Origin of the sequence: Elusimicrobium sp. An273 (genome assembly GCF_002159705.1) — a bacterium.
In the GTDB taxonomy this organism is placed as follows: domain Bacteria; phylum Elusimicrobiota; class Elusimicrobia; order Elusimicrobiales; family Elusimicrobiaceae; genus Avelusimicrobium; species Avelusimicrobium gallicola.
In genome coordinates, this window is the sequence record NZ_NFJD01000004.1 from 239,696 (window position 1) to 260,104 (window position 20,409).

Consider the following 20,409-nt stretch of genomic DNA (forward strand, 5'->3'; position numbering starts at 1 on the left):
TTATACAAAAGTTAGGATAAACTAACAAGTATTTTAATAAAAAAGCAAAATACCGTCGGCATAAATAGTATTTTGCTTTACTTGTTTTATTTTGAAAAAGTTAGTTTATTCTATCTTTAATATACTATCCACCCCGCCAGCCCACATACGGCTATCACGCTGATGGGGCCCAGTTTGTATTTCCACACCGCCACAAATGCCGCCGCAAAGAAAAGAAGACTTTTTACATCCACAAAATTTTCCCGGTTGCACAGCACCAACGCCGCCGCCGCAATCAGCCCTATTACCGCGGGGCGAAGACCGCTAAACACCGCCTCTACGGATGCGGCCTTGCGGTATTTTAAAAAGAATTTGCTGACTGCCAGCATCAAAATAAAAGAAGGCAAACACACCGCCAGCGTGGCCACACACGCCCCCCACACGCCGTCCGCCGCCGTATAGCCCGTATACGTAGCCAGGTTAATGCCTACCGGGCCAGGGGTTACTTGGCTGATGGCTACCACGTCGGTAAACTCGGCCGTGGTCAGCCACGCGTGCTTAAAAACTACTTCGTTTTGCATAAACGAAATCATTGCGTATCCGCCGCCAAAATTAAACAGGCCGATCTTAAAAAACGTAACAAATAATTTCCAGTAGATCACGGATGCCTCCGGCTATGCCTTGCATAGAGAAAACCGCCCAACCCCGCCGCCAAAATAATATATACCGGCGACACCTTCAGCAGCCACACCAGCCCCGCGCAAACGGCCGGGATCCACACCGTCCTATACGTAATGCCGGCCGCTTTGGATAAATTAAACACCGGCACCGCAATCAGCGCCACCACCGCCGGGCGAATGCCCATAAACACCCGCTGCACCACGGGGTTATGTTCATACTCGTTAAAGAACAGGGCAATTAATAAAATAATCACAAAAGAGGGCAGCGCCGCCCCCAAAGAAGCAATCACGCTGCCCCAAAAATTTTTAATCTTATATCCGGCCAGTATCGCCACGTTGATGGCCAAAATGCCCGGCGCCGCCTGCGCCACCGCCACGCAATCCAAGAATTCTTTTCTGTCCAGCCAGGCCTGTTTGTCCACGAGCTCTTTTTCAATAAGTGGCAGCATGGCGTACCCGCCGCCTAACGTAAACGTGCCGATTTTGGCAAAAATCCAAAACAAAACCAGAAATGCTTTCATGAAGAGGCCGTTCCTTTGTGCTAAGCAGTTAAAAACCCGCGGGCAAGCGGGTTTTTAAGTTTAATCAATCCAACCTTCTTTCTTGGCATAATTGACAATGCCGGTGTAAATGCCTTTTGCCGTGCGGTCGCGCACGGTGCCGTTGGCCAGGCGGCCGCGGTCTTTGCTGCTGCTGATGTAGCCCATTTCCACCAAAATGGCCGGACTGTTGACGCCCTTTAATACGTAGAAATTGGCTTGCCGCACGCTGTTGTTTTGGTTTACGGCAATCCCGATGCCCGGCTGTTTATACACCGCATTGCGCACATAGCCGGCCAGTTTGGAACTTTCGTTAATGTACTCGTTCTTCGCCATGGACTGCAGCAGCGCGTCTACAAAGTTGTAGTGCACCTCTTCGTATTGCATGGCTTCGTTTTCCAAGGCGGCAACTTCGGCAGCTTCCTTGTCGGTGGCTTTTTCCGAGCGGAAATAGACTTGAAAGCCGTTTGCACTGCGGTTTTTGGACGCGTTGGTGTGGATGGACACAAACAAATCGGCTTTAAACTGGTTGGCTTTTTTGGAGCGTTCAGACAGGGCGATAAACGTGTCGTTGTCGCGTGTCATTTGCACTTCAAACCCGCCTTTTTTAAGCAGGCGCGCAAGCTCCTTGGCTACGTCCAAATTCCAGTCTTTCTCGCGGTAGCGCCCGCGCACGGCACCCGGGTCTTTCCCGCCGTGGCCGGGGTCTACCATAATGCGCATTTTTTTATGGGCCGTACGAATGGCCAACGGGTTCGGCTCCGCTTTAATAACCGGCGCCGGTTTGGACGCCGCGGGTTTTTCCGCCTTCATAACGGGCTGAACCGCGGGGGCCGCTTTCATTTCAATAAAACCGTCATCTTCCATTAAAACGGAAGGCTTTTCGTTGGCAAGAGAAGGCCCTTTAAGGGCAGGTTTTGCGTCCGGCTGAGAAGTGGGCGCTTCGGCCTTTTGCGCGGCGGGCGCCGCCGCCAATACGGGCGCCGCTTTTTGCGCCCCGGCACGAAATACCAGTTTTCCATCCGTTTCGGTAAAGCTCCAGTCTTTGGCGTTTTTGCCCAAAATCACTTTCAAAACGGCTTCCCCGTTGCGCCCTTGCCGTACGTCCATAGACGCGATGAAATCCGTCCGCGTGCGCGAGTGCAAATCCCGCTTGAGCGTCACGTTGGGAAACGTAACCGTTACCGTATGTTTGTTAAGTTGTTTTGTTTCGTACGCGATTTTTTTTCGGGCGTCAAACACCAGCAAAGTGTCCGTTTTGTTTTTTTGCTCGCCGGAAAATTCCAAATTAAAACGCCGCTCTACGTAGAAAGCTCCGTCTTGAAAAGAGACATATTTGTCCACCGCTTCCTGAAACTGCGGCAGGAGAAAAAATTCCGCCGGCACCATCATTTTACTGCCCTGAATCAATACCGGGGCGGAAAGCGTGTGCGGCTGGGCGTTGATGATAATTTCCGCCAGCGGCGCCGTTAAAATGGCATAAAAGCCTTTGGTGGAAATTTTGGCTTGCTTGGATTGTGCAAACAGTTCAATGCCGGTGCCAAATTTGCGGGCCGTTTTCTGTACGTCCACATAGGTTACGCCGTTGGATTCCAGCGCCGATACGGAGCCTTTATCCCGCCCGGAAACGATAAAATCCACTTTTTCCAAGGCGTGCCCCGCCCCGGAAACGAACAAGCACAACAGCCCCGACAATAAAAATTTACACAGACGTTTCATAGTAAGCAAGAAACGTCCGGCCCTAGCGGCCGGACGTATATCGGTTATTCCAAGACGATTTTGTAGTCTTCCCACGCAAGCTGCGGATCCGCCTGGATTTTAAGCGTGCGGTGGATGTTTTGTTCAATGTCTTCCTGGCGCGCCTTAATAGCCTCTGCCAGCACCGGATGGAGCACCACCCGCAGATTGCCGCCGGGGCGGCCGCTGGTCAGGTCGTAAATTTCGCGCTGAATTTTGATGCGCATGCTCTCGGCCGAGAGAACACGCCCCGAACCGTGGCACTGCGGGCATTCTTCGCTGATAAAGCTGCCTGTGCTGGCGCGTTTTCGTTCGCGGGTCATTTCCACCAAACCCAAGCGCGTAATGGGCAGAATGCGGATTTTGGCGCGGTCGCCGTGGACGGCCTGCGCCAGCGCTTCCACCACGCGGTGGCGGCTGGAGGCTTTGCGCATATCAATAAAGTCAATCACGATAATCCCCCCGATGTTGCGCAGGCGCAGCTGGTGGGCGATTTCGTTGGCGGCCTCAATGTTGGTTTGGGTAACGGTTTCTTCCTGCGACTTGTTGCCGGTAAATTTGCCGGTGTTTACGTCAATAGCGCAGAGGGATTCGGCCTCTTGGATAATGATGCTGCCGCCGTTTGGCAAGGGCAGTTTGGTTTTGCGCAGGTTGTCGATTTCCGTTTCAATGTCGTACGCTTCAAAAATAGGGGTTTTGCCTTTGTAGAGTTTTACGCGGTCGGCCAGATCGGGCGAGTTTTTCTCCACAAAATCCAAGACGCGTTCATAGTCTTTTTTGCTGTCCAGCAAATACACCTTGGCATTTTCGGACAGCACGTCCCGCGCTACCTGCAGCACGGCGTCCATATCTTCGTGCAGCAGTTTGGGGCCGCGGGCCGCTTCAAATTTTTTCACGATGGACTGCCACTGCCGGTACAGGTATTTCACTTCCCGTTCCAGTTCTTCTTTGGTGGCTTCCTCGGCTTCCGTGCGCACGATGCAGCCCATGCCGTCCAAGTGTTTGGCGGCCAGTTCCTGCATAATTTCGTTTAATTTATGGCGCGCTTCGGAGTCTTCAATGTTTTTGGATACGCCCACAAAGCTTTGGTGCGGCGTCAGTACCAAATAGCGCCCGGGAAGGGTAACGTCCATCGTTACTTTCATGCCTTTGGTGCTGATGGCGTCTTTGACGACTTGCACCATCACTTCCTGTCCTTTGTGGAGCACTTTGTCGATATTTTTTTTGTCGCCGCCCAACACATCGGAAATATACAGGTAGGCGTTTTTCTCATACCCGATGTTTAAAAATGCACTGGAAATGCCGGGCAGTACGTTTTCCACCACGCCTTTATAGATGTTGCCTACGATATTGAGTGCGCCGCGGCGCTCCCAAATCAGTTCGTTGACGCGTTCATCTTCCAAAATCGCGATGCGCGTTTCTTCAAAAGACGTATTCACCAATACTTCTACGGTGGGCTGTCCTTCCAAATTTTTACTCATAATTCAAATCCTCTCTGTTCCCCAAATGTGGGGCGTGTTAAATCAAATGAAGCGCTCCCTGGCTGTCCTGCCAGAAGAGTCCTTCCCTTATAAACGATAAACCTTCTACCGTAAACAGCTCGTCCTGCAGCGGCACATTCAGCCCCAGCCACGCGGCTACCGCCGTTTGCGGTTTGATCCATTTCCCTTCCACGCACGTCAGCGTCATGCGCAACACACGCGGCGAAAGGAGCTCGGCCCCCGCCACGTACGCTTTTACATCCTGTGTAAGGCTCAGGCCGTTTTCTGCCCGGCGCACCAAATCAATGCGGGGGGCATTAAAAAATTCTTCCGGCGTTTTTTCCGGGCCGTACAATTCAAAATTTCCTTCCACCCGGTAACGGGCCGCAGCCGCCAGATGCTGCACCGAAGGCAAGGCATACGGAACCCGATCCACGCCAAGCAGTGCCACTCCCTGCGGCAATACCCGCTGCAGCGCTTGGCGCACGTGTTCGGCCGAAACAGGCTGCGTCAGGTAAATATCCAAATACTCCCGTTCCGCACGCTGGCCAAAAGCCGGTGCCGGGCCGTACGCCAGGCGGGGCCAGTTTTTATTAATCTTGGCCGGCTCAAACGCAAGCCCGCTCGCCAGCACCATATTCCTTAGCGCGTTAAAAAGGTTCGTGTGCCCCGTGCCTTTTTCAGGCCCGCTTAGCACTATACGCATTTTATAAATTTTTGGCGTATTTATCATCTTTTTATGCCCGTATGCGGCGCGCATATACGGACTGCACCACCCCCAGCGCCCACAAACTGGCCACCAGGTTGGAACCTCCGTACGAAATAAACGGCAGGGGAATCCCCGCCACCGGCACAATGCCAATCAGCATGCCGAAATTGACTAGCATATACGTAAAAAACATGCCGAAAATGCCCGCACACACCAGATAGCCGTATCGGTCGCTGGCGCTGTAGGCCACCACAATCGTCCGCCACAAAATTAGCAGATAAAGCCCCAGCACCATCAGCGTGCCCCACAGGCCCAGTTCTTCGCCGACTACGGCCAAAATAAAATCGGTATGTTTTTCCGGCACGAACCCCAAGCGCGACTGCGTGCCCGAAAAAAGCCCCGTGCCCAAAATGCCACCCGCTCCCATGGCGATTTGTGCCTGCAGCACGTTGTATCCCGCGCCTTGCGGGTCGGAACGGGGGGCTAAAAACGTTTCCACGCGTTTGCGCTGGTGGGGTTTCATTTGATGGTCTACCACAATTCCGCCAAACAGCCCCGCCAACACCACCAGCGTAGCCACCACAAAATAAAACGACGGCAAAAAGATGCGAAGCTGTTTAAAAAACCACCACGCCCCGTAGCCGCCCAACATCACCAACACCGAAAATCCCGCCATATACCACGGGCTGTGCGCCAGCTGATAAAAAGCGTTTACAATCCAATAATCCAACAGCTCCGGATGCAGGTAAATATACGTCCACCCCACGGTAAAAACGCCCACCACGCCGACAAACAAACCGATAAGCCCCAAATAAAATACGTTTACTCCCGTGCAAAACAGCAGCACCAACAGCGCCGGCAGCGTAACCACAACCGAAGAAAAATCCGGCTGCATCATAATCAGCCCGAAAATAGGCAGCAACAGCAGCCCCAGCCCAAACAGGCTGGACACGTCCCGAATCCGCTGGCCGCGGCGGTCTAAGTATGCCGCCGCCACCAAAATGGTGCACACGCGGCAAATTTCGGAAGGCTGCATGGAAAAGAACGGAAACACAAACCACGAGCGCGACCCGCGCTGATAGGAACCAAACAAAAGAACGCCTATCAACAGCGCCAAAATAAACCCATACAGGTACTTCCACTGTTCGTCAAAAATCTGATAGTTAAAACTCCACCCCACAAAAAAGGCCAGCGCCCCTATCGGAAGCGCGACCAGGTGCGTCCGCACCACGGGGTTGGAAAAAGACAAGCTGTTAACCGCCGACATAATACACAGCGCCCCCAACACCACCAGTGCAATCATCGCGCCAAACAAAATATAATCCAACCGGCTGCGGCCGGAGCGCAAAGTAAAATTTCTAAATGCTGCCATCTTGTTCTCCCGGAGTCAACAATTCTTCGTAATCCTCTTCCGTCCGCTGGGGCACTTTGGCCGCGGCCGGCTTTGGCGCGGGCTTTTCAACACCAAAATAGGCCTCCAGCATGGAGCGGGCAATCGGCCCGGCGGCGGAACTGCCGCCTTTTCCAAATTCCACAAATACCGCCAAAGCAATGGAAGGCTCCTCCCCCTTCCGCCCGGCAAAAGCCAAAAACCAGCCGTGGTCGTCCCCGTGAGGGTTTTGGGCCGTGCCGGTCTTGCCGTATACGTCCAAGCCTTCAATGCGCACCCGCGCGGCGGTGCCGTGGTCTACGGTGTGTTTGAGCGCTTGAAAGAGCAAATCGTAAGTTTCCGGCTTTAAATCGGCTTTTTGCAAAATTTCCGTCTTGCCGATTTGCTGGACTTTGCCGGTTTGGTTGCTGACGATTTTGTCCACATAATAAGGCCGGTATACGTTGCCCCGGCTGGCCACGGCCGCCGCAAACTGCGCCAGTTTAAGCGGCGTAACCAGCAGTTCCCCCTGCCCGATAGACAGGTTTAACGTATCGCCGATGAACCAATAGGTTTTGTTGCGGGCACGGCGGGTGGGGCCGTAGAGGTTGCCTGCTTTTTCCCCCGGAAGGTCAATCCCGGTTTGGCGGCCAAACATAAATTTGCGCTGCACCCGTTCAATGGCGGCCGAGCCCGTTTGGGCGGCCACTTGGTAAAAATAAACGTCGCAGGAATTGCTCATCCCGTCAAAAAAATCCACCGGGCCGTGGGTGCCCCAACACTTAAACACCCGCGGGCCGGAATCATAATAGCCGGGACAGTTGATTTTGCGGTGCACATCCAGGTGGCCGTATTCCAGCGCGGCCGCCGCCGTGATGATTTTAAACGTGGAGGCCGGCGGATAAGTGCCTTGAATGGCTAAATTGTATTCGCTTATTTTTTTGGACTGCTTGGGGTTTTCTTCGTCGCTGTACTGCACAAAAATATTCGGGTCGTACGCGGGCGCGCTGGCCATAGCAAGCACCGCCCCCGTGCGCGGATCCAGCGCCACGGCGGCGCCGCGGCCCGTGTTCGATTTTTTGAGGCCTTCTTCCGCCGCCTGCTGCAGTTTAAAATCAAGCGTCAGGTAGACGTCACTTCCGGCCGACCATTTTTTGTCTTGAATAATGCTTTTGACGCGCCCGCGGTAATCCACTTCCAAATACACGCCGCCGTCGCGCCCTTTCAATTCTTTTTCAAATTTTTTCTCAATCCCGTTCTTGCCGATCTTGGAATTTAACCGATACCCCATCCGCAAATCGCGGTTGCGCCATTCCCGGTCGTCCATACTGCCGATATATCCCAGCAAATGGCTGGCAAACCCGCCATACGGATAGGTTCGCTTGGTTTCTTCAATCAAATAAACACCGGGGTAATACAGCTGCAGTTCCTGCAAGGCGACCGTGCTTTTGGTAGACAAGTTTTCCGCCAGCAGCGTGGCTTTTCCGGTTTTGACGCCCTGCTCCAACTTGGCAAGAATTTCCTGCGGCGTCATTTTAAGCCGCGGGGCAAAATCGCGCGCCAGCTGTTCCAAGTACGCGGGGTCTGTATTTCCCGCGCCCAAGTAATAAAAACTAAAAGAAGGGGCATTGGTGGCCACGGCCACGCCGTCTGCCGTAAACACACGTCCGCGCGGCGCCGTTTGATAGATAACTTGGGTGCGGTTTCGCTCCGCCATTTGCAAGTAAGCTTGGTGGCGAAGTACTTGTATGTCCACCAGGCGCAGCGCAATCACGCCGCCTGCAATGCAAGCCAGGGCCATCATCACTTTTAAACGCGCGTTAAAAAAAATCTTGGTAACAGCCATGTTGATTGTACTCTACAACTGCCGGCAGATGCTTCCTTTGCCCAGCACCCGTCGCACCAGCCAAAAAACGACCGGCGCAAAAACGGCGCTTACAAAAGCCCCGCCCAATAAGCTCCAAAATCCCGGCCACAGGGCGGCCGACGTAAACCACAGGAAAAGCAAACTGTTCAATACCCCCGCCAGGAAGGTAAGCCCAAAGACGGTAACAATTTGCGGGAAGAACGCATCAAAATCAAATCGTTCGGACAAATTATAAACAATACACGCGCACACCGTAAACGTAAAGGCGTTGTTGCCAAAAAGTTTCGTACCGAAAAAATCCAAAAACAGCCCACAGAAAAAAGCCGCCGGATAGCCGAAAGCCGGTTTTAAAACGGCGCAAAACGCCGCCGCAAACGCGAGCAAAATGTTTACGCTCAGCCCCCAGTACGAAAAAATAGACGCAAACGCCCAGTGAAAAACAGTGGCCAGTACAAATAAAAAAACCAGTTTTACAAAACTCCACATAGTTATTTTTTCGCCTCGTTATCCAAAATCACAAACACTTCTTTGACCGCCGCCGAAGACACAAGCGGATCGACATTGACCGTAAGCGCCGTTTGGAAACTTTCATCTTCCCGCACGCCGCTTACTTCCCCCACTAAAATCCCCGCCGGAAAAATGCTGCTGGTGGAGGCCGTAAACACTTTGTCGCCTTTTTCCACGTGTGTTAAAAGCGGGATATACTTAATGCGCACCGGCCGGGGCCCGTTTCCTACCAAAAGGCCTTCTTCCTGACCACGCTCCAGATAAACGGCCGCCGAAAAATCTTCATCCCGCACCAGCAACACCTTGGACGTATTTTCCGTTACTTCCACCACTACGCCCGCCAGGCCCTCTTTCCCTTCCTGCATGGAAATGACGGCGCTTCTTTCGCGGATGCCGTCGCGGCTGCCTTTGTCAATAATGACCGTGTTCCACTGCGTAGGCTCCCGGTACGCCACTTTGGCCCAAACCCCCGTCCAGCGGCGGGCCGGATTTAAACGCAAAATTTCCGTCAGCCGTCCGTTTTCGTCCAAAATTGCTTCCGCCTGCGAGGCCAGCAATTTGGTCATTTCAATTTCTTGCTTGAGTTCGCGGTTTTCGCGGTGGGCGTCTAACAGTTCCCGCACCGTTTGATGCACATTTTCGGCATATTTTGCCGTCCCGTGCGCCAAACGCACCTGCGGAATAAAAACGTACGCCAATACCGCTTTGACCGAAGACACAAAGCCTTCCAGCGGCAAGATCATCAATAAAAAGGAAAGCAGCAAAAACGACAGGGGCAGCAAAAACCGCCGCCGGGCCCCCGGCGTGGTTTGTTTTTTAGGTGTTTTTTTTCGCAATGACATATCAAATTTAAAATTTCTTTTCCCCGCAAAATTTGTGTTTTCCGGCTATCGGGGCCGGACAAAGTACGCCTGTAAACTTAAAATTTAAATTTACCGGGGAAACCCATATAGGCAAAATATCAAAAATCAAAAAGCGGACACTGTCCCCGAAAGAACCGTGTCCGCTTTAAATGTTTTCAGCAACCGTCCGCTAGAAAGATTTGTGGCGGGAACCAAAGAACCGGGAGCCTTTTTCGTTCAACTGTTCCAAGAATTTTCCCGTACCCAACGCCACACAGCTCAGCGGATCCGCCGCACGGTGAACGGGAATGTCCGTTTCTTTGCGGATCAGCTCGGTAATGCCTCTTAGCAGGCTGCCGCCGCCGGCCACTACCAAGCCTCTGTCCACCAGGTCGGCCGCGAGCTCGGGCGGAGTTTCTTCCAAGGTGCTCTTGATGACGTCAATAATCAGCCGCACCGGTTCCATGAGCGCTTGGCGGATTTCTTCCGAAGTTACCGTCAGCGTGCGGGGCAGGCCTTGCGTCTGGTCGCGCCCTTTTACTTCCATGGATTTTTCTTCTTTCAAGGGATAGACGGAGCCTAAATTGATTTTTACTTCTTCCGCCGTCGTTTCGCCGATAATCAAGTTGTATTTCTTGCGGAAATACTGCACAATGCATTCGGTCAATTCGTCGCCGGCCACATCAATGGATTTGGCCACCACCATTCCCCCCAGGGAAATGACGGCCACTTCCGTCGTACCGCCGCCGATATCCACAATCATGCTGGCATGCGGTTCTGCAATCGGCAAATCGGCGCCCATGGCCGAAGCCATGGGCTCCTCTATCAAATAGACCTCGCGCGCACCCGCTTGGCGGGCGGCGTCATCCACCGCGCGTCTTTCCACGCCGGTAATGTCCGAGGGAATGCCAATTACAATTCTAGGACGTAACAGACTGCTTCTGCTGTGAACTTTGCGGATGAAGTAGCGAATCATTTCCTGCGTAACTTCAAAATCCGCAATCACGCCGTTTTTCATCGGGCGTACGGCCACGATGTTGGCGGGCGTACGGCCCAGCATTTGCTTGGCTTTGGCCCCCACGGCCTTTACTTCGCCGGTTTCCCGTTCCACAGCGACTACGGACGGTTCCCGCAATACGATGCCTTTGTCCTTTACATAAATCAGACAGTTGGCCGTACCCAGATCCATCCCTAAGTCTGAGGAGAAAAGCCCTCCCAGATAGTCTATTACCATAAAGTCCCCTATTCTACCAATTTAACGATAGCCACTTGGGCGTTGTCGCCTTGGCGCACACCCGCGCGGTAAATGCGGCAGAAACCGCCGGCGCGGTTGGCATAGCGGGCAGCCAACACTTCAAACAGCTTTTTCATGGCCGCGGCATCTTTCAAGGTGTCTTTGGCGGCGCGTTCGTTTTTGGCTTTGGCCAGGGTAATCAACCCTTCCACCACGCGTCTGACTTCTTTGGCTTTGGGCAAGGTGGTCTTCACTTCTTCGTGAAGGATAATGCTCGTGGCCATATTGTTGAGCATCGCTTTGCGGTGGGACGCAGTCTTGCCAAGTTTTCTGTATCCGGTATTTTTAATCATACTAAAACTTACTCCTTAAATTTTCATACCGAGCGAAAGGTTCATCTCGGCAAGTCTTTCTTTAATCTCGTCCATGGATTTGGCGCCGAAGTTCTTGATCATTTTCAGATCGTCTTCGGACATTTTCACCAAGTCGCGCACCGTGTTGATGTTTTCGGACTTGAGGCAGTTGATGGAGCGGGAAGACAATTCAATAAACTCAATGGATTGGTTGAGCAATTCATCCAGTTTGGAATTGACGTTCGCCCCCGCCACGGAACCCGTCATCGAAACCGGTTCCTCCACCGCTTCGTCGCTGGTGGTGGCTACGCAGTCGTCTTCGCCTTCAATCGTGAAAATATGCAGCGAGTTGGACAGCAACACCGCCGCGCGGTGCAACGCGCGGGCCGGCAGCAACGTGCCGTCGGTCGTGATTTCCAGAATCAAGCGGTCGTAGTCCGTCTTCTGCCCCACACGGGCCGGTTCCACATCGTAGTGAACCTTCACAATGGGAGAGAACAGCGCATCCACCGGAATAAAACCGGCCGGGCGCTGAATTTTGGCTAAATCTTCGGCAGGAACATAGCCTTTGCCGCGGGAAATTTCAATTTCCATATCCAAGCTGCCGCCTACTTCCAAGGTGGCCAGGGTCAGGTCTTTATTGACGATTTCCACTCCGTCGGATTCTTCAATATCGGCCGCCGTGATCACTCCCGGCTTGGCAACATGCAGCTGCAGGCAGTCGCGGTTCTTGCCTTCCATTTTCACGCGCAGGCGTTTCAAGTTAAGCAAGATGTTGATGACGTCTTCCCGTACATTCGGAATCGTGCTGAATTCGTGCACGGCCCCGGCGATTTTAACGGCGGTAACGGCGGCGCCTTCCATACCGGACAGCAAAATCCGGCGCAAGGAGTTGCCCACCGTGTGGCCATAACCGCTTTCGTACGGCTCCGCGATAAATTTACCGTAGGAGTCGGACGCAGTCTTTTCTTCCAACTGAATCTTTTGGGGAAGGACTAATTCATTAAAAGCCATTGTATCCTCCAAATTATTTAGAGTAGTATTCTACGATGAGCTGCTCGTTGACAGGGTAGGACATTTCCGCTCTGTCGGGCCATCTTAAGAGTTTACCGGTCATTTTCTCCGCGTCATATTCCAAAAAGCTGGGGCGCTGGTTGCGTTTTTCCGCTTCGGTAAGAGCCTGCTTGACCTGGACATTTTCCGCCAAGGCGTTGTTGAGGGTTACCTTATCGCCGATGCGCAGCTGGTAAGACGGTACGTTGACCGCTTTTCCGTTCACGGTTACGCATCCGTGCAGCACGAGCTGGCGGGCGGCTTTCAGCGAAACCGCAAAACCTAAGCGGCGCACGACATTGTCCAAGCGGGTTTCCAGTTTGCGCAAGAAGTTTTCACCCGTCTGGCCTTCGGCCTTGGCGGCGGCGTCAAACAAATTGCGGAACGGAATTTCCGACATGCCGGACTGCAGTCTGGCTTTCTGTTTTTCCTGCAAGCGAACACCGTATTCGGACACTTTGGCTTTTCTGACTTTGCCGCCGCGTTTGGTTACGGCCGCCAACTTGTCAATCACGCAGTTGGTGTAGCATTTGGTTCCTTTCAAGAAAAGTTTGCAATCTAATTTTCTGCACTTTTTGCAGCTGGGTCCTGTATATCTAGACATAAATTTTTATACTCTCCTGGCTTTGGGCGGTCTGCATCCGTTGTGGGGGATGGGGGTGATGTCTTTAATAGAAGACACGGTAAGGCCGGCTTGCTGCACGGCGCGCACGGCAGTTTCTCTGCCCTGGCCCGGCCCGCAAACTTTTACGGCCACTTCGCGCATGCCCATGGCGGCAGCTTTTTCGGCCGCTTTGTGGCTGGTAATCTGCGCGGCAAACGGAGTGCTTTTCTTGGTGCCTTTAAAGCCGTGAGATCCGGCGGTAGACCAAGCAATCGTGTTGCCCTTGTCGTCCGAAACAGTCACAATCGTGTTGTTGAACGAGCAGTAAATGTGCACCACACCGAAAACCGGTGCTTTGGCGTTTTTCTTTCTTCCTTTCGCCGCGGGAGCTTTCGCCGGCGCGGCCGTTGTTACTTTTTCTTCTGCCATATGTTTAAATTCCTAATCTCTAAATTTATTTGGTTTTGGAACCCACGGTTTTTCTTCTGCCGCGGCGGGTTCTGCTGTTGGTTTTGGTGCGTTGTCCGCGAACCGGCAGGTTGCGGCGGTGGCGCTGGCCTCTGTAAGAACCAATTTCAATGGCGCGGTGAATGTTTTGCGCCACTTCGCGGCGCAATTCGCCTTCCACTTTGTATTCTTTCTGCAAAATGGTGTTGAGCAAACCGGCCTGCTGTTCGGTCAAGTCTTTCACGCGGGTGGCGGGATCAATCTGGCCGTTCAATTTGGCAAGCACTTCTTTGGCGTTTTTCTTGCCGATGCCATAAATGTATTCCAACGCGACATCTATTCTTTTATTTTTCGGTAAATCAATACCTGCGACTCTAGCCATATCTTATAAAACTCCTATAAATTAACCTTGGCGCTGTTTGTGCTTCGCGACTTCGCAAACCACACGGACGACGCCGTTGCGTTTAATGATTTTGCATTTCTGACATATTTTCTTTACACTGGCTCTGACTTTCATTTATTTCTCCCTATAAGTTATTCTCCCGCGGGTCAGATCGTACGGAGAAAGTTCCAGCCTGACCTTGTCGCCCGGAAGAATTCTTATATGATGAACTCTCATTTTGCCGGATATATGCCCCAGAATAACTTTCCCGCCCGGGATTTCTATCTTGAACATCGCATTGGGCAGCGCTTCCAGGACTTTACCTTCAATTTCGATTTTATCGCTCATACAACTCCGAGTCCGGATTAAATCTCAGAACAAACGTCCGCCCGCGCCATTTTTGTTGCTAAATGCGCGGCCGAATTTTATTCAAAAGCAGTGAGAATTTCACTGCCGTTAGCGGTAACGGCTACCGTGTGTTCAAAGTGGGCAGCGTAGCTGCCGTCTCTGGTTACCACCGTCCAGCCGTCATCCAACTCCCTGACTCTAAACGTTCCCGCAGTAAGCATGGGCTCTATGGCCAAGACCATTCCTTTCTCCAACAACGGCCCCGTGCCCGGTTTCCCGAAGTTCGGGATACTGGGCTCCTCGTGCATATTGCGGCCGATTCCGTGCCCGCAATAATCACGCACCACGCCCATACCTTGGGATATGGCAAAAGTTTCCACCGCGTGCTGCACATCGCCTAAGCGACGGCCCGGCTTGACTTGCCCGATTGCCTTATATAAAGACTTTTTGGTTACGTCCATCAGTCTTTGGGCTTCATCGGAAACTTTCCCCACACCGAGGGTGATTGCGGCATCCGAACAGAAGCCGTCAAGGCGGGCTCCCGTATCGATACTGATAATATCACCACTCTTTAATATTCTATCTTTTTTTGGAATTCCGTGCACGACTTCTTCGTTTACCGAAGCGCAAATGCTGCCCGGAAACCCATAGTAGCCCAGAAACAGCGGCGTCGCCCCGAAGGAGCGGATCGTCTTCTCGGCTGCCTGATCCAAATCCAGCGTAGAAATGCCGGGCTTCACCATTTCGGTCATCTGCTTCAAGACCGCCGCGGTTACTTTGCCCGCTTCCCGCATTTTTTGGATTTCGTTATCGTTTTTTACTTCTATCATTTTACCTTCTTGAGGACACGTACAATGTCTTCAAAAACTTGTTCGGGCGTTTGATTCCCGTTAATTTCTACATACTTGCCGCTGTTCTGGTAAAAGTTTTTTACCGGCAGCGTTTCCGTGTGATACACTTCCAAGCGGTGTTTCACGCGTTCGGGCGTGTCGTCCGGGCGGGTATACAGCTCCCCGCCGCACACCGGGCAGGCACTGCTGGCCGGCGCATCGGGCGCCACGTGTAGAATTTCCCCGCATTTGCGGCATTGGCGGCGCGAAGCAATCCGGCTGACCACTTCGCTTTCCGGCAGCTCAATCATAACTACTTCCGTAATTTCGCGCTGCAGGCGTTTCATCATTTCGTCTAACGCCTTCGCCTGCGCCACCGTGCGCGGGAACCCGTCAAAAATAATTCCTTTGTCCGTCGCCTTTACGATTTTTTCCAAAATGGAAATCATCAGTTCATCCGGCACCAAATTGCCTTTGTTGATGATACCGGCAATTTCTTTTCCCAAGGCGGAACCGGAAGCAATTTCCGCACGGAGCACGTCCCCCGTGGAAATATGCTTTAAATGAAACACATCCTGCAGTTTCGCCGATTGGGTGCCTTTTCCGGCACCGGGGCAACCCATTAAAACGATATTCACTTTTAAGTCCTTTACAAACAATACCGCGTTTAGACCCGCAGATCTAAACGCAAAAATCATTTTCCGCCCGCCGGGAGATCAAGCACTTTGCGGCCGCCCCTGGCGGAAGGGAGGGAGACCGGACGCTTCTTCGTTGCAAGAGCCCAATCTCCCCACCGTTTAAAATTACTGGCCTACGTTAAACCAGCGGCCTTTAATCCGTTTGCTGCCTTTCATCAGCGGTTCGTAGTTGCGCGCCAACAAGTGCGCCTGTACTTGGCCTACCGTATCCAACGCAACGCCTACCACGATTAACAGCGCCGTTCCGCCGAAATAAAAGTCTACGTTAAATTCCGCGCGGAAGAAGTCCGGCAGTACCGCAATCAAACAAACGAAAATGGCACCGCAGAACGTCAGCCGGTTCATGACCCATTCAATGTAGTTCTTGGTCGGTTCGCCGGGGCGAATGCCGGGGATAAAACCACCCCACTTCTTCATATTATCCGCCAAGTCGGACGGGTTAATCGTCATCGAGTTGTAGAAATAGCAGAAGAAGATAATCAGCGCCGAGAACACCAGCATATACAGCCAGCTGCTGTGGTTCATGGCTTCCAGCATTTTCTGCGCCCAGGGAGCTTCCTGGTTAAAGCTGGCAATCGTCAGCGGCAGCGAAATCACGGAAGAAGCAAAGATTACCGCGATTACGCCGCTCTGGTCAATTTTCAGCGGCAAATAGCTGGTCTGCCCGCCATAGGTTTTGTTGCCCACCTGACGTTTGGCATACTGCACCGGAATTTGGCGCTGGGCCGTTTCCAGCCACACCACCAACGCGGTAATGACCACCGCCGCGCCGAAAATAACAAGCGCCATGAAGAAATCCATTTCTTCCGTTTGTACGCGGTTGACCACTTCCATAATCGCGCCGGGCAAGCGGTCTACGATTCCGGCAAAGATGATGAGCGAAATACCGTTGCCCACCCCTTTTTCCGTAATTTGTTCACCCAGCCACATCACAAACATCGTACCGGCAGCTAACGTCAGCACGGTGGTGACGAAGAACATAAAAGAGGGATTTACAACCGCAGATACGCCGCCTGCGCCTTCTACTTTCGTAATGGCAAACGTCATCATCGCGCCCTGCAAGAGCGCCAAAAACAGTGCAAAAATACGGGTAATCTGGTTTTCTTTTCTTCTGCCGGATTCACCCTCTTTGTGCATCCTGTCTAACGCCGGGAAAATGTGCGCTCCGCGCACCAGTCCCATGATGATGGACGCGTTGATGTACGGCATAATACCCAGGGCCAAAATGGAAAACTTGCCCAATGCGCCGCCCGAAAAGATATTCATAAACCCAAGAATACCGTTCTGGTGTGCGGCAAACAATTGTTTCAACACATCGGTGTTGATGCCGGGTATTGGGATTGCGGCCGCAATCCGGAAAACAGCCAACGCCCCGATCAAGAAGAGAAGTCTCTTCTTGAGTTCGGGGGCGTTAAAGATATTTGCAACTGTGTTGTTAGCCATTATTTGGTCTTCTGTTCAAGCACGGTCACAGTGCCGCCGGCTTTTTCAATCGCCGCTTTCGCGGTGGCGGAAAAACCATGGGCGGACACTTTCAAAGCCTTGGTCAAAGAACCGTTGGCCAACACTTTCACGCGGGTTACATCGTGAATGATGCCGGCTTTTTTCAAGGCTTCCGGGGTTACTTCGGCACCCGCGGCAAACACTTTTTCCAACGAGCCGACGTTTACATAATCGTAGCGTCTGGCAAAGTCTTTATTGGAAAAACCGCTTTTCGGCGTGTGGCGGATCAACGGCATCTGACCGCCTTCTTTGCTTTCTTTGCGGGTGTTGCCGGAGCGGGAGGTTTGCCCTTTCATCCCTTTGGTGCAGTAGTTGCCCAAACCGGAGCCGGGGCCCAAGCCCAAGCGTCTTTTTTCTTTTCTAGACCCATGTTTAGGGAAAAGTTTATTCAAAGTTACCATTTTATTCTCTCCACAAAACTATTCGGCCTTAGCGGCTTCGGCGGGTTCTTCCGCTTTCGGGGCTTCGGCAGCCGGGGCTTTTTCAGCCTTGCCGCGCAAAACGTTCACCGTTTCTTTGCTCTTGAGCTGTTTGAAAGCTTCCATCGTGGCGTACACGAGGTTGCACGGGTTGGAGCTGCCCAGGCTTTTGGCCAAGACGTCTTTAATACCGGCGGCTTCAAACAATAAGCGCGCACCGCTGCCGGCGATTACACCGGTACCGGGGGCGGCGGGTTTCATCCACACCGAAGCGGCACCGAATTTGCCGATGACTTCGTGCGGAATCGTTTCGCCTACGATCGGGAACGTGATCATGTGTTTTCTCGCGTGGGATTCAGCCTTGGCGATTGCCAGCTGAACCTGATTCGCCTTGCCAATAGCAACGCCCACTTTGCCCTGGCCGTTTCCGACCACTACGAGCGCGCGGAAGCCAAAGCGTTTACCGCCTTTGACTACCTTGGCCGTTCTGGCTACGTGGATGACCGTCGTCTTGCCTTCGGAGAGCGGTCTTGCTTTTTGAAACTCGGCTCTTTTGCCTTTCGCTTCTTTTCTGTTGTCGCTTTTCACTAGCGTTTCATTGGACATTAAATTCACCTAAACCTTAGAATTTCAATCCTGCTTCTCTGGCGGAATCCGCAAGCGCTTTGATTCTGCCATGGTACACGCGTCCGCCGCGGTCAAACATCACTTCGCTGATGCCTTTTTCCAACGCTTTCTTGGCGATGGCGGCACCCAACGCTTTGGCGGCTTCAATGCTCTTGGCGGAGGTGTCAAACTTGCCTTCAAATTCTTTGGACAACGTCGTCGCAGACACTAACGTGCTGTGGGTGTTGTCGTCAATGATTTGGGCGTAAATATATTTCAAGCTTCTGTACACGGAAAGGCGCGGGCGGTGGGCACCGTTTTTAAGCAGATGTCCGCGGCTGCGGTCCTTTCTGTATTGATATCTTTCTTGTTTAGTGGCCATAATTATTTGCCTCCCGCCGCAGTTTTACCGGCTTTGCGAACAATGTGTTCGCCCTGGTATTTGATACCGCTGCCTTTATAGGGCTCCGGAGGTCTGATTCTTCTGATTTTGGCCGCGAAATCGCCTACTTTAAACTTATCGCTGCCTTTAATCGTTACCGCGCCGGATTTCGGATCCACCACGACCGTAAGGCCCGCGGGGATATCCAAATTGACGGGGTGGGAGAAGCCCAATTCCAAATTGAGTTTCTGCCCGGCGACGTTCGCACGATATCCCAACCCGTTGATTTCCAACGTTTTGGAAAAACCGTTCGTTACGCCTTCAATGATGTTGAATACGTTGGCGCGGGTCGTGCCGTGCAACGCGTTTAATTCTTTTACGCGGTTTTCCGGGATGGAGAACGTCAAAGCGGCGCCTTCCATCTTCGGGGTGATTCCTTCCGGAATCGTATAAGACAACGTGCCCAACGCGCCCGTGGCGGTGATTACATTGTCTTTAATTTCCACTTTGGTCTTGGCGGGAATGTTGATGATCTTTTTACCGATTCTGCTCATAGTTCCCCCTTACCAGACCTGGCACAACAGCTCGCCGCCGATTTTTTCGGCTTTGGCCTGCGCATCGGTCATTAAACCTTTAGAAGTGGAGAGAATGGAAATACCAAACGCACCGCGCACTTTGGGAATGTTGTTATAAGAGCTGTACACGCGGGAACCCGGTTTGGAAACCCGTTTCAAGCCCTGGATAACGCATTCGTTGTCAGGCGTATATTTCAAAAATACTCTCACCACGCCGCCCTTGGTTTCGTTGTGGACAGCTTTGAAATTGGCGATGTATCCTTCTTCTTTGAGGATGCGCGCAATTTCGGTTTTGATTTTAGAAAAAGGAATATCCACTTTTTCTTTTTTCTTCATGTTGGCGTTTCTTATTCTGGTTAAGAAATCTGCAATTGGATCCATAATATAGGTTATCGTCCCAAACCACTTTCCGTTGCCGGAGTTGGCCCGAAAGCGATACCTCCTCCTGTAATTACCAGCTCGATTTTCTAAGACCCGGGATGAGACCCTGGTGTGCCATCTTTCTCAGGCAGATACGGCAGAGACCGAAGTCACGGTAGTAACCTCTCGCGCGGCCGCAGATTTGGCATCTGTTGTGGTAGCGCACGGCGAACTTTTGGTCTTTAGCCATTTTTGCAACCCATGCTTTAGTAGCCATAAAGTTTCTTGCTCCTATTATTTAGACGCTTTGCGGAACGGCATACCCATGTAATCCATGAGCAGGCGGCCGCTTTCGTCGTTCTTGGCCGTGGTTACAAACGTAATGTTCATACCATGGGCTTTGGGTGATTTTTCCACATCAATTTCCGGGAAAATATAATGTTCTTTAATACCCAGGTTCAAATTGCCTTTTCCGTCAAAGCTCGGGTTAAAACCCTGGAAGTCGCGAATACGCGGGCAGGCGATGGTGATGAAGCGTTCCATAAATTCATACATCTTCGCACCGCGCAGCGTTACGCGCACGCCGATGGGCATGCCTTCTCTGAGTTTGAAGTTGGAGATGGACTTTTTGGCCCGTCTTACTTGGGCCGCTTGTCCGGCGATAGCGGTCAAATCGTCTTTGGCCACTTCCATCGCTTTAATGTCTTCGCGGGCTTCTTTCACACCGATGTTGATGACGATCTTCGTCAATTTCGGCGCGGCCATAGGGCTTTTTACGCCCATTTCTTTGAGCAAGGCCGGAAGCACTTTTTCTTTGTAAAGCACCTGGAGTCTGGGCTGATAGCCTTCCGGCGCTTTCGTCACGTTTTTGGTTTCTTTCTTAGTCATTTTAATTCGTACCTAGA

At 52.2% G+C, this 20,409-nt stretch carries 27 protein-coding genes; all 27 read right to left on the minus strand.

All coding sequences use genetic code 11. The features are described 5' to 3' along the window. Window positions 1–116: 116 nt before the first annotated feature. Window positions 117–641: a chromate transporter gene (locus B5F75_RS06790; protein WP_087289272.1), complete on the minus strand. Its 525-nt coding sequence runs from the start codon at window positions 639–641 to the stop codon at window positions 117–119. Further along, the gene (locus B5F75_RS06795; RefSeq protein WP_087289274.1) at window positions 638–1,180 is read right to left on the minus strand and encodes a chromate transporter; all 543 of its coding nucleotides are present in this window, start codon (window positions 1,178–1,180) and stop codon (window positions 638–640) included. The genes B5F75_RS06790 and B5F75_RS06795 overlap by 4 nt, the downstream gene beginning before the upstream one ends. A 60-nt stretch (window positions 1,181–1,240) precedes the next feature. Next, the gene (locus B5F75_RS06800) at window positions 1,241–2,917 is read right to left on the minus strand and encodes an N-acetylmuramoyl-L-alanine amidase (RefSeq protein WP_087289276.1); all 1,677 of its coding nucleotides are present in this window, start codon (window positions 2,915–2,917) and stop codon (window positions 1,241–1,243) included. Between the two features lie 44 nt (window positions 2,918–2,961). Then, window positions 2,962–4,416, minus strand: a complete 1,455-nt coding sequence (locus B5F75_RS06805; protein WP_087289278.1) for an Rne/Rng family ribonuclease — start codon at window positions 4,414–4,416, stop codon at window positions 2,962–2,964. A gap of 37 nt (window positions 4,417–4,453) precedes the next feature. Beyond that, window positions 4,454–5,122 (minus strand): TIGR03936 family radical SAM-associated protein, encoded by a 669-nt coding sequence (locus B5F75_RS06810; RefSeq protein WP_158093808.1) that lies wholly within the window; start codon window positions 5,120–5,122, stop codon window positions 4,454–4,456. Between the two features lie 31 nt (window positions 5,123–5,153). Beyond that, window positions 5,154–6,497 (minus strand): FtsW/RodA/SpoVE family cell cycle protein, encoded by a 1,344-nt coding sequence (locus tag B5F75_RS06815; RefSeq protein ID WP_087289283.1) that lies wholly within the window; start codon window positions 6,495–6,497, stop codon window positions 5,154–5,156. After that, window positions 6,484–8,340 carry a penicillin-binding protein 2 gene (gene mrdA / locus B5F75_RS06820; protein ID WP_087289285.1) on the minus strand — a complete coding sequence of 619 codons (1,857 nt, stop codon included), beginning with the start codon at window positions 8,338–8,340 and terminating at the stop codon, window positions 6,484–6,486. Before mrdA ends, B5F75_RS06815 begins: the two co-directional genes overlap by 14 nt. A 12-nt stretch (window positions 8,341–8,352) precedes the next feature. Beyond that, window positions 8,353–8,847: a rod shape-determining protein MreD gene (mreD, locus tag B5F75_RS06825; protein WP_087289286.1), complete on the minus strand. Its 495-nt coding sequence runs from the start codon at window positions 8,845–8,847 to the stop codon at window positions 8,353–8,355. A gap of 2 nt (window positions 8,848–8,849) precedes the next feature. Continuing rightward, window positions 8,850–9,710, minus strand: a complete 861-nt coding sequence (gene mreC, locus B5F75_RS06830; protein ID WP_087289288.1) for a rod shape-determining protein MreC — start codon at window positions 9,708–9,710, stop codon at window positions 8,850–8,852. 190 nt (window positions 9,711–9,900) lie between these two features. Further along, window positions 9,901–10,944, minus strand: a complete 1,044-nt coding sequence (gene mreB, locus B5F75_RS06835) for a rod shape-determining protein (protein WP_087289290.1) — start codon at window positions 10,942–10,944, stop codon at window positions 9,901–9,903. 8 nt (window positions 10,945–10,952) lie between these two features. Then, the gene (gene rplQ / locus B5F75_RS06840) at window positions 10,953–11,297 is read right to left on the minus strand and encodes a 50S ribosomal protein L17 (protein ID WP_087289293.1); all 345 of its coding nucleotides are present in this window, start codon (window positions 11,295–11,297) and stop codon (window positions 10,953–10,955) included. A gap of 15 nt (window positions 11,298–11,312) precedes the next feature. Then, window positions 11,313–12,311, minus strand: a complete 999-nt coding sequence (locus B5F75_RS06845; protein ID WP_087289295.1) for a DNA-directed RNA polymerase subunit alpha — start codon at window positions 12,309–12,311, stop codon at window positions 11,313–11,315. Between the two features lie 13 nt (window positions 12,312–12,324). Continuing rightward, the gene (gene rpsD / locus B5F75_RS06850) at window positions 12,325–12,954 is read right to left on the minus strand and encodes a 30S ribosomal protein S4 (RefSeq protein WP_087289296.1); all 630 of its coding nucleotides are present in this window, start codon (window positions 12,952–12,954) and stop codon (window positions 12,325–12,327) included. 6 nt (window positions 12,955–12,960) lie between these two features. After that, on the minus strand, window positions 12,961–13,383 hold the full coding sequence (rpsK, locus tag B5F75_RS06855) for a 30S ribosomal protein S11 (protein ID WP_087289298.1): 423 nt from the start codon (window positions 13,381–13,383) through the stop codon (window positions 12,961–12,963). 25 nt (window positions 13,384–13,408) lie between these two features. Then, window positions 13,409–13,783 (minus strand): 30S ribosomal protein S13, encoded by a 375-nt coding sequence (gene rpsM / locus B5F75_RS06860; RefSeq protein ID WP_087289300.1) that lies wholly within the window; start codon window positions 13,781–13,783, stop codon window positions 13,409–13,411. 21 nt (window positions 13,784–13,804) lie between these two features. After that, complete coding sequence (gene rpmJ, locus B5F75_RS07485) at window positions 13,805–13,918, minus strand: 50S ribosomal protein L36 (protein WP_177746066.1); 114 nt, start codon at window positions 13,916–13,918, stop codon at window positions 13,805–13,807. Further along, on the minus strand, window positions 13,919–14,131 hold the full coding sequence (infA, locus tag B5F75_RS06865; RefSeq protein ID WP_204201217.1) for a translation initiation factor IF-1: 213 nt from the start codon (window positions 14,129–14,131) through the stop codon (window positions 13,919–13,921). A gap of 77 nt (window positions 14,132–14,208) precedes the next feature. Continuing rightward, window positions 14,209–14,961 (minus strand): type I methionyl aminopeptidase, encoded by a 753-nt coding sequence (map, locus tag B5F75_RS06870; protein WP_087289301.1) that lies wholly within the window; start codon window positions 14,959–14,961, stop codon window positions 14,209–14,211. Further along, window positions 14,958–15,659 (minus strand): adenylate kinase, encoded by a 702-nt coding sequence (locus B5F75_RS06875; protein ID WP_087289303.1) that lies wholly within the window; start codon window positions 15,657–15,659, stop codon window positions 14,958–14,960. The genes map and B5F75_RS06875 overlap by 4 nt, the downstream gene beginning before the upstream one ends. Window positions 15,660–15,764: 105 nt before the next feature. Then, window positions 15,765–17,102, minus strand: a complete 1,338-nt coding sequence (gene secY, locus B5F75_RS06880; RefSeq protein WP_087289304.1) for a preprotein translocase subunit SecY — start codon at window positions 17,100–17,102, stop codon at window positions 15,765–15,767. Continuing rightward, a complete protein-coding gene (gene rplO, locus B5F75_RS06885) occupies window positions 17,102–17,563 on the minus strand; it encodes a 50S ribosomal protein L15 (protein WP_087289306.1) in 462 nt (153 codons plus the stop codon). Before rplO ends, secY begins: the two co-directional genes overlap by 1 nt. 18 nt (window positions 17,564–17,581) lie before the next feature. Next, window positions 17,582–18,187 (minus strand): 30S ribosomal protein S5, encoded by a 606-nt coding sequence (gene rpsE, locus B5F75_RS06890; RefSeq protein ID WP_087289308.1) that lies wholly within the window; start codon window positions 18,185–18,187, stop codon window positions 17,582–17,584. Window positions 18,188–18,203: 16 nt separating this feature from the next. Further along, complete coding sequence (gene rplR / locus B5F75_RS06895; RefSeq protein WP_087289310.1) at window positions 18,204–18,569, minus strand: 50S ribosomal protein L18; 366 nt, start codon at window positions 18,567–18,569, stop codon at window positions 18,204–18,206. Between the two features lie 2 nt (window positions 18,570–18,571). Beyond that, on the minus strand, window positions 18,572–19,123 hold the full coding sequence (gene rplF, locus B5F75_RS06900) for a 50S ribosomal protein L6 (protein ID WP_087289311.1): 552 nt from the start codon (window positions 19,121–19,123) through the stop codon (window positions 18,572–18,574). Window positions 19,124–19,132: 9 nt separating this feature from the next. Then, a complete protein-coding gene (rpsH, locus tag B5F75_RS06905) occupies window positions 19,133–19,525 on the minus strand; it encodes a 30S ribosomal protein S8 (RefSeq protein WP_087289313.1) in 393 nt (130 codons plus the stop codon). A 70-nt stretch (window positions 19,526–19,595) separates the two neighbouring features. After that, window positions 19,596–19,781 (minus strand): type Z 30S ribosomal protein S14, encoded by a 186-nt coding sequence (locus B5F75_RS06910; RefSeq protein WP_087289315.1) that lies wholly within the window; start codon window positions 19,779–19,781, stop codon window positions 19,596–19,598. A gap of 17 nt (window positions 19,782–19,798) precedes the next feature. Then, window positions 19,799–20,392 (minus strand): 50S ribosomal protein L5, encoded by a 594-nt coding sequence (gene rplE / locus B5F75_RS06915; protein WP_087289316.1) that lies wholly within the window; start codon window positions 20,390–20,392, stop codon window positions 19,799–19,801. Window positions 20,393–20,409: the final 17 nt, after the last annotated feature.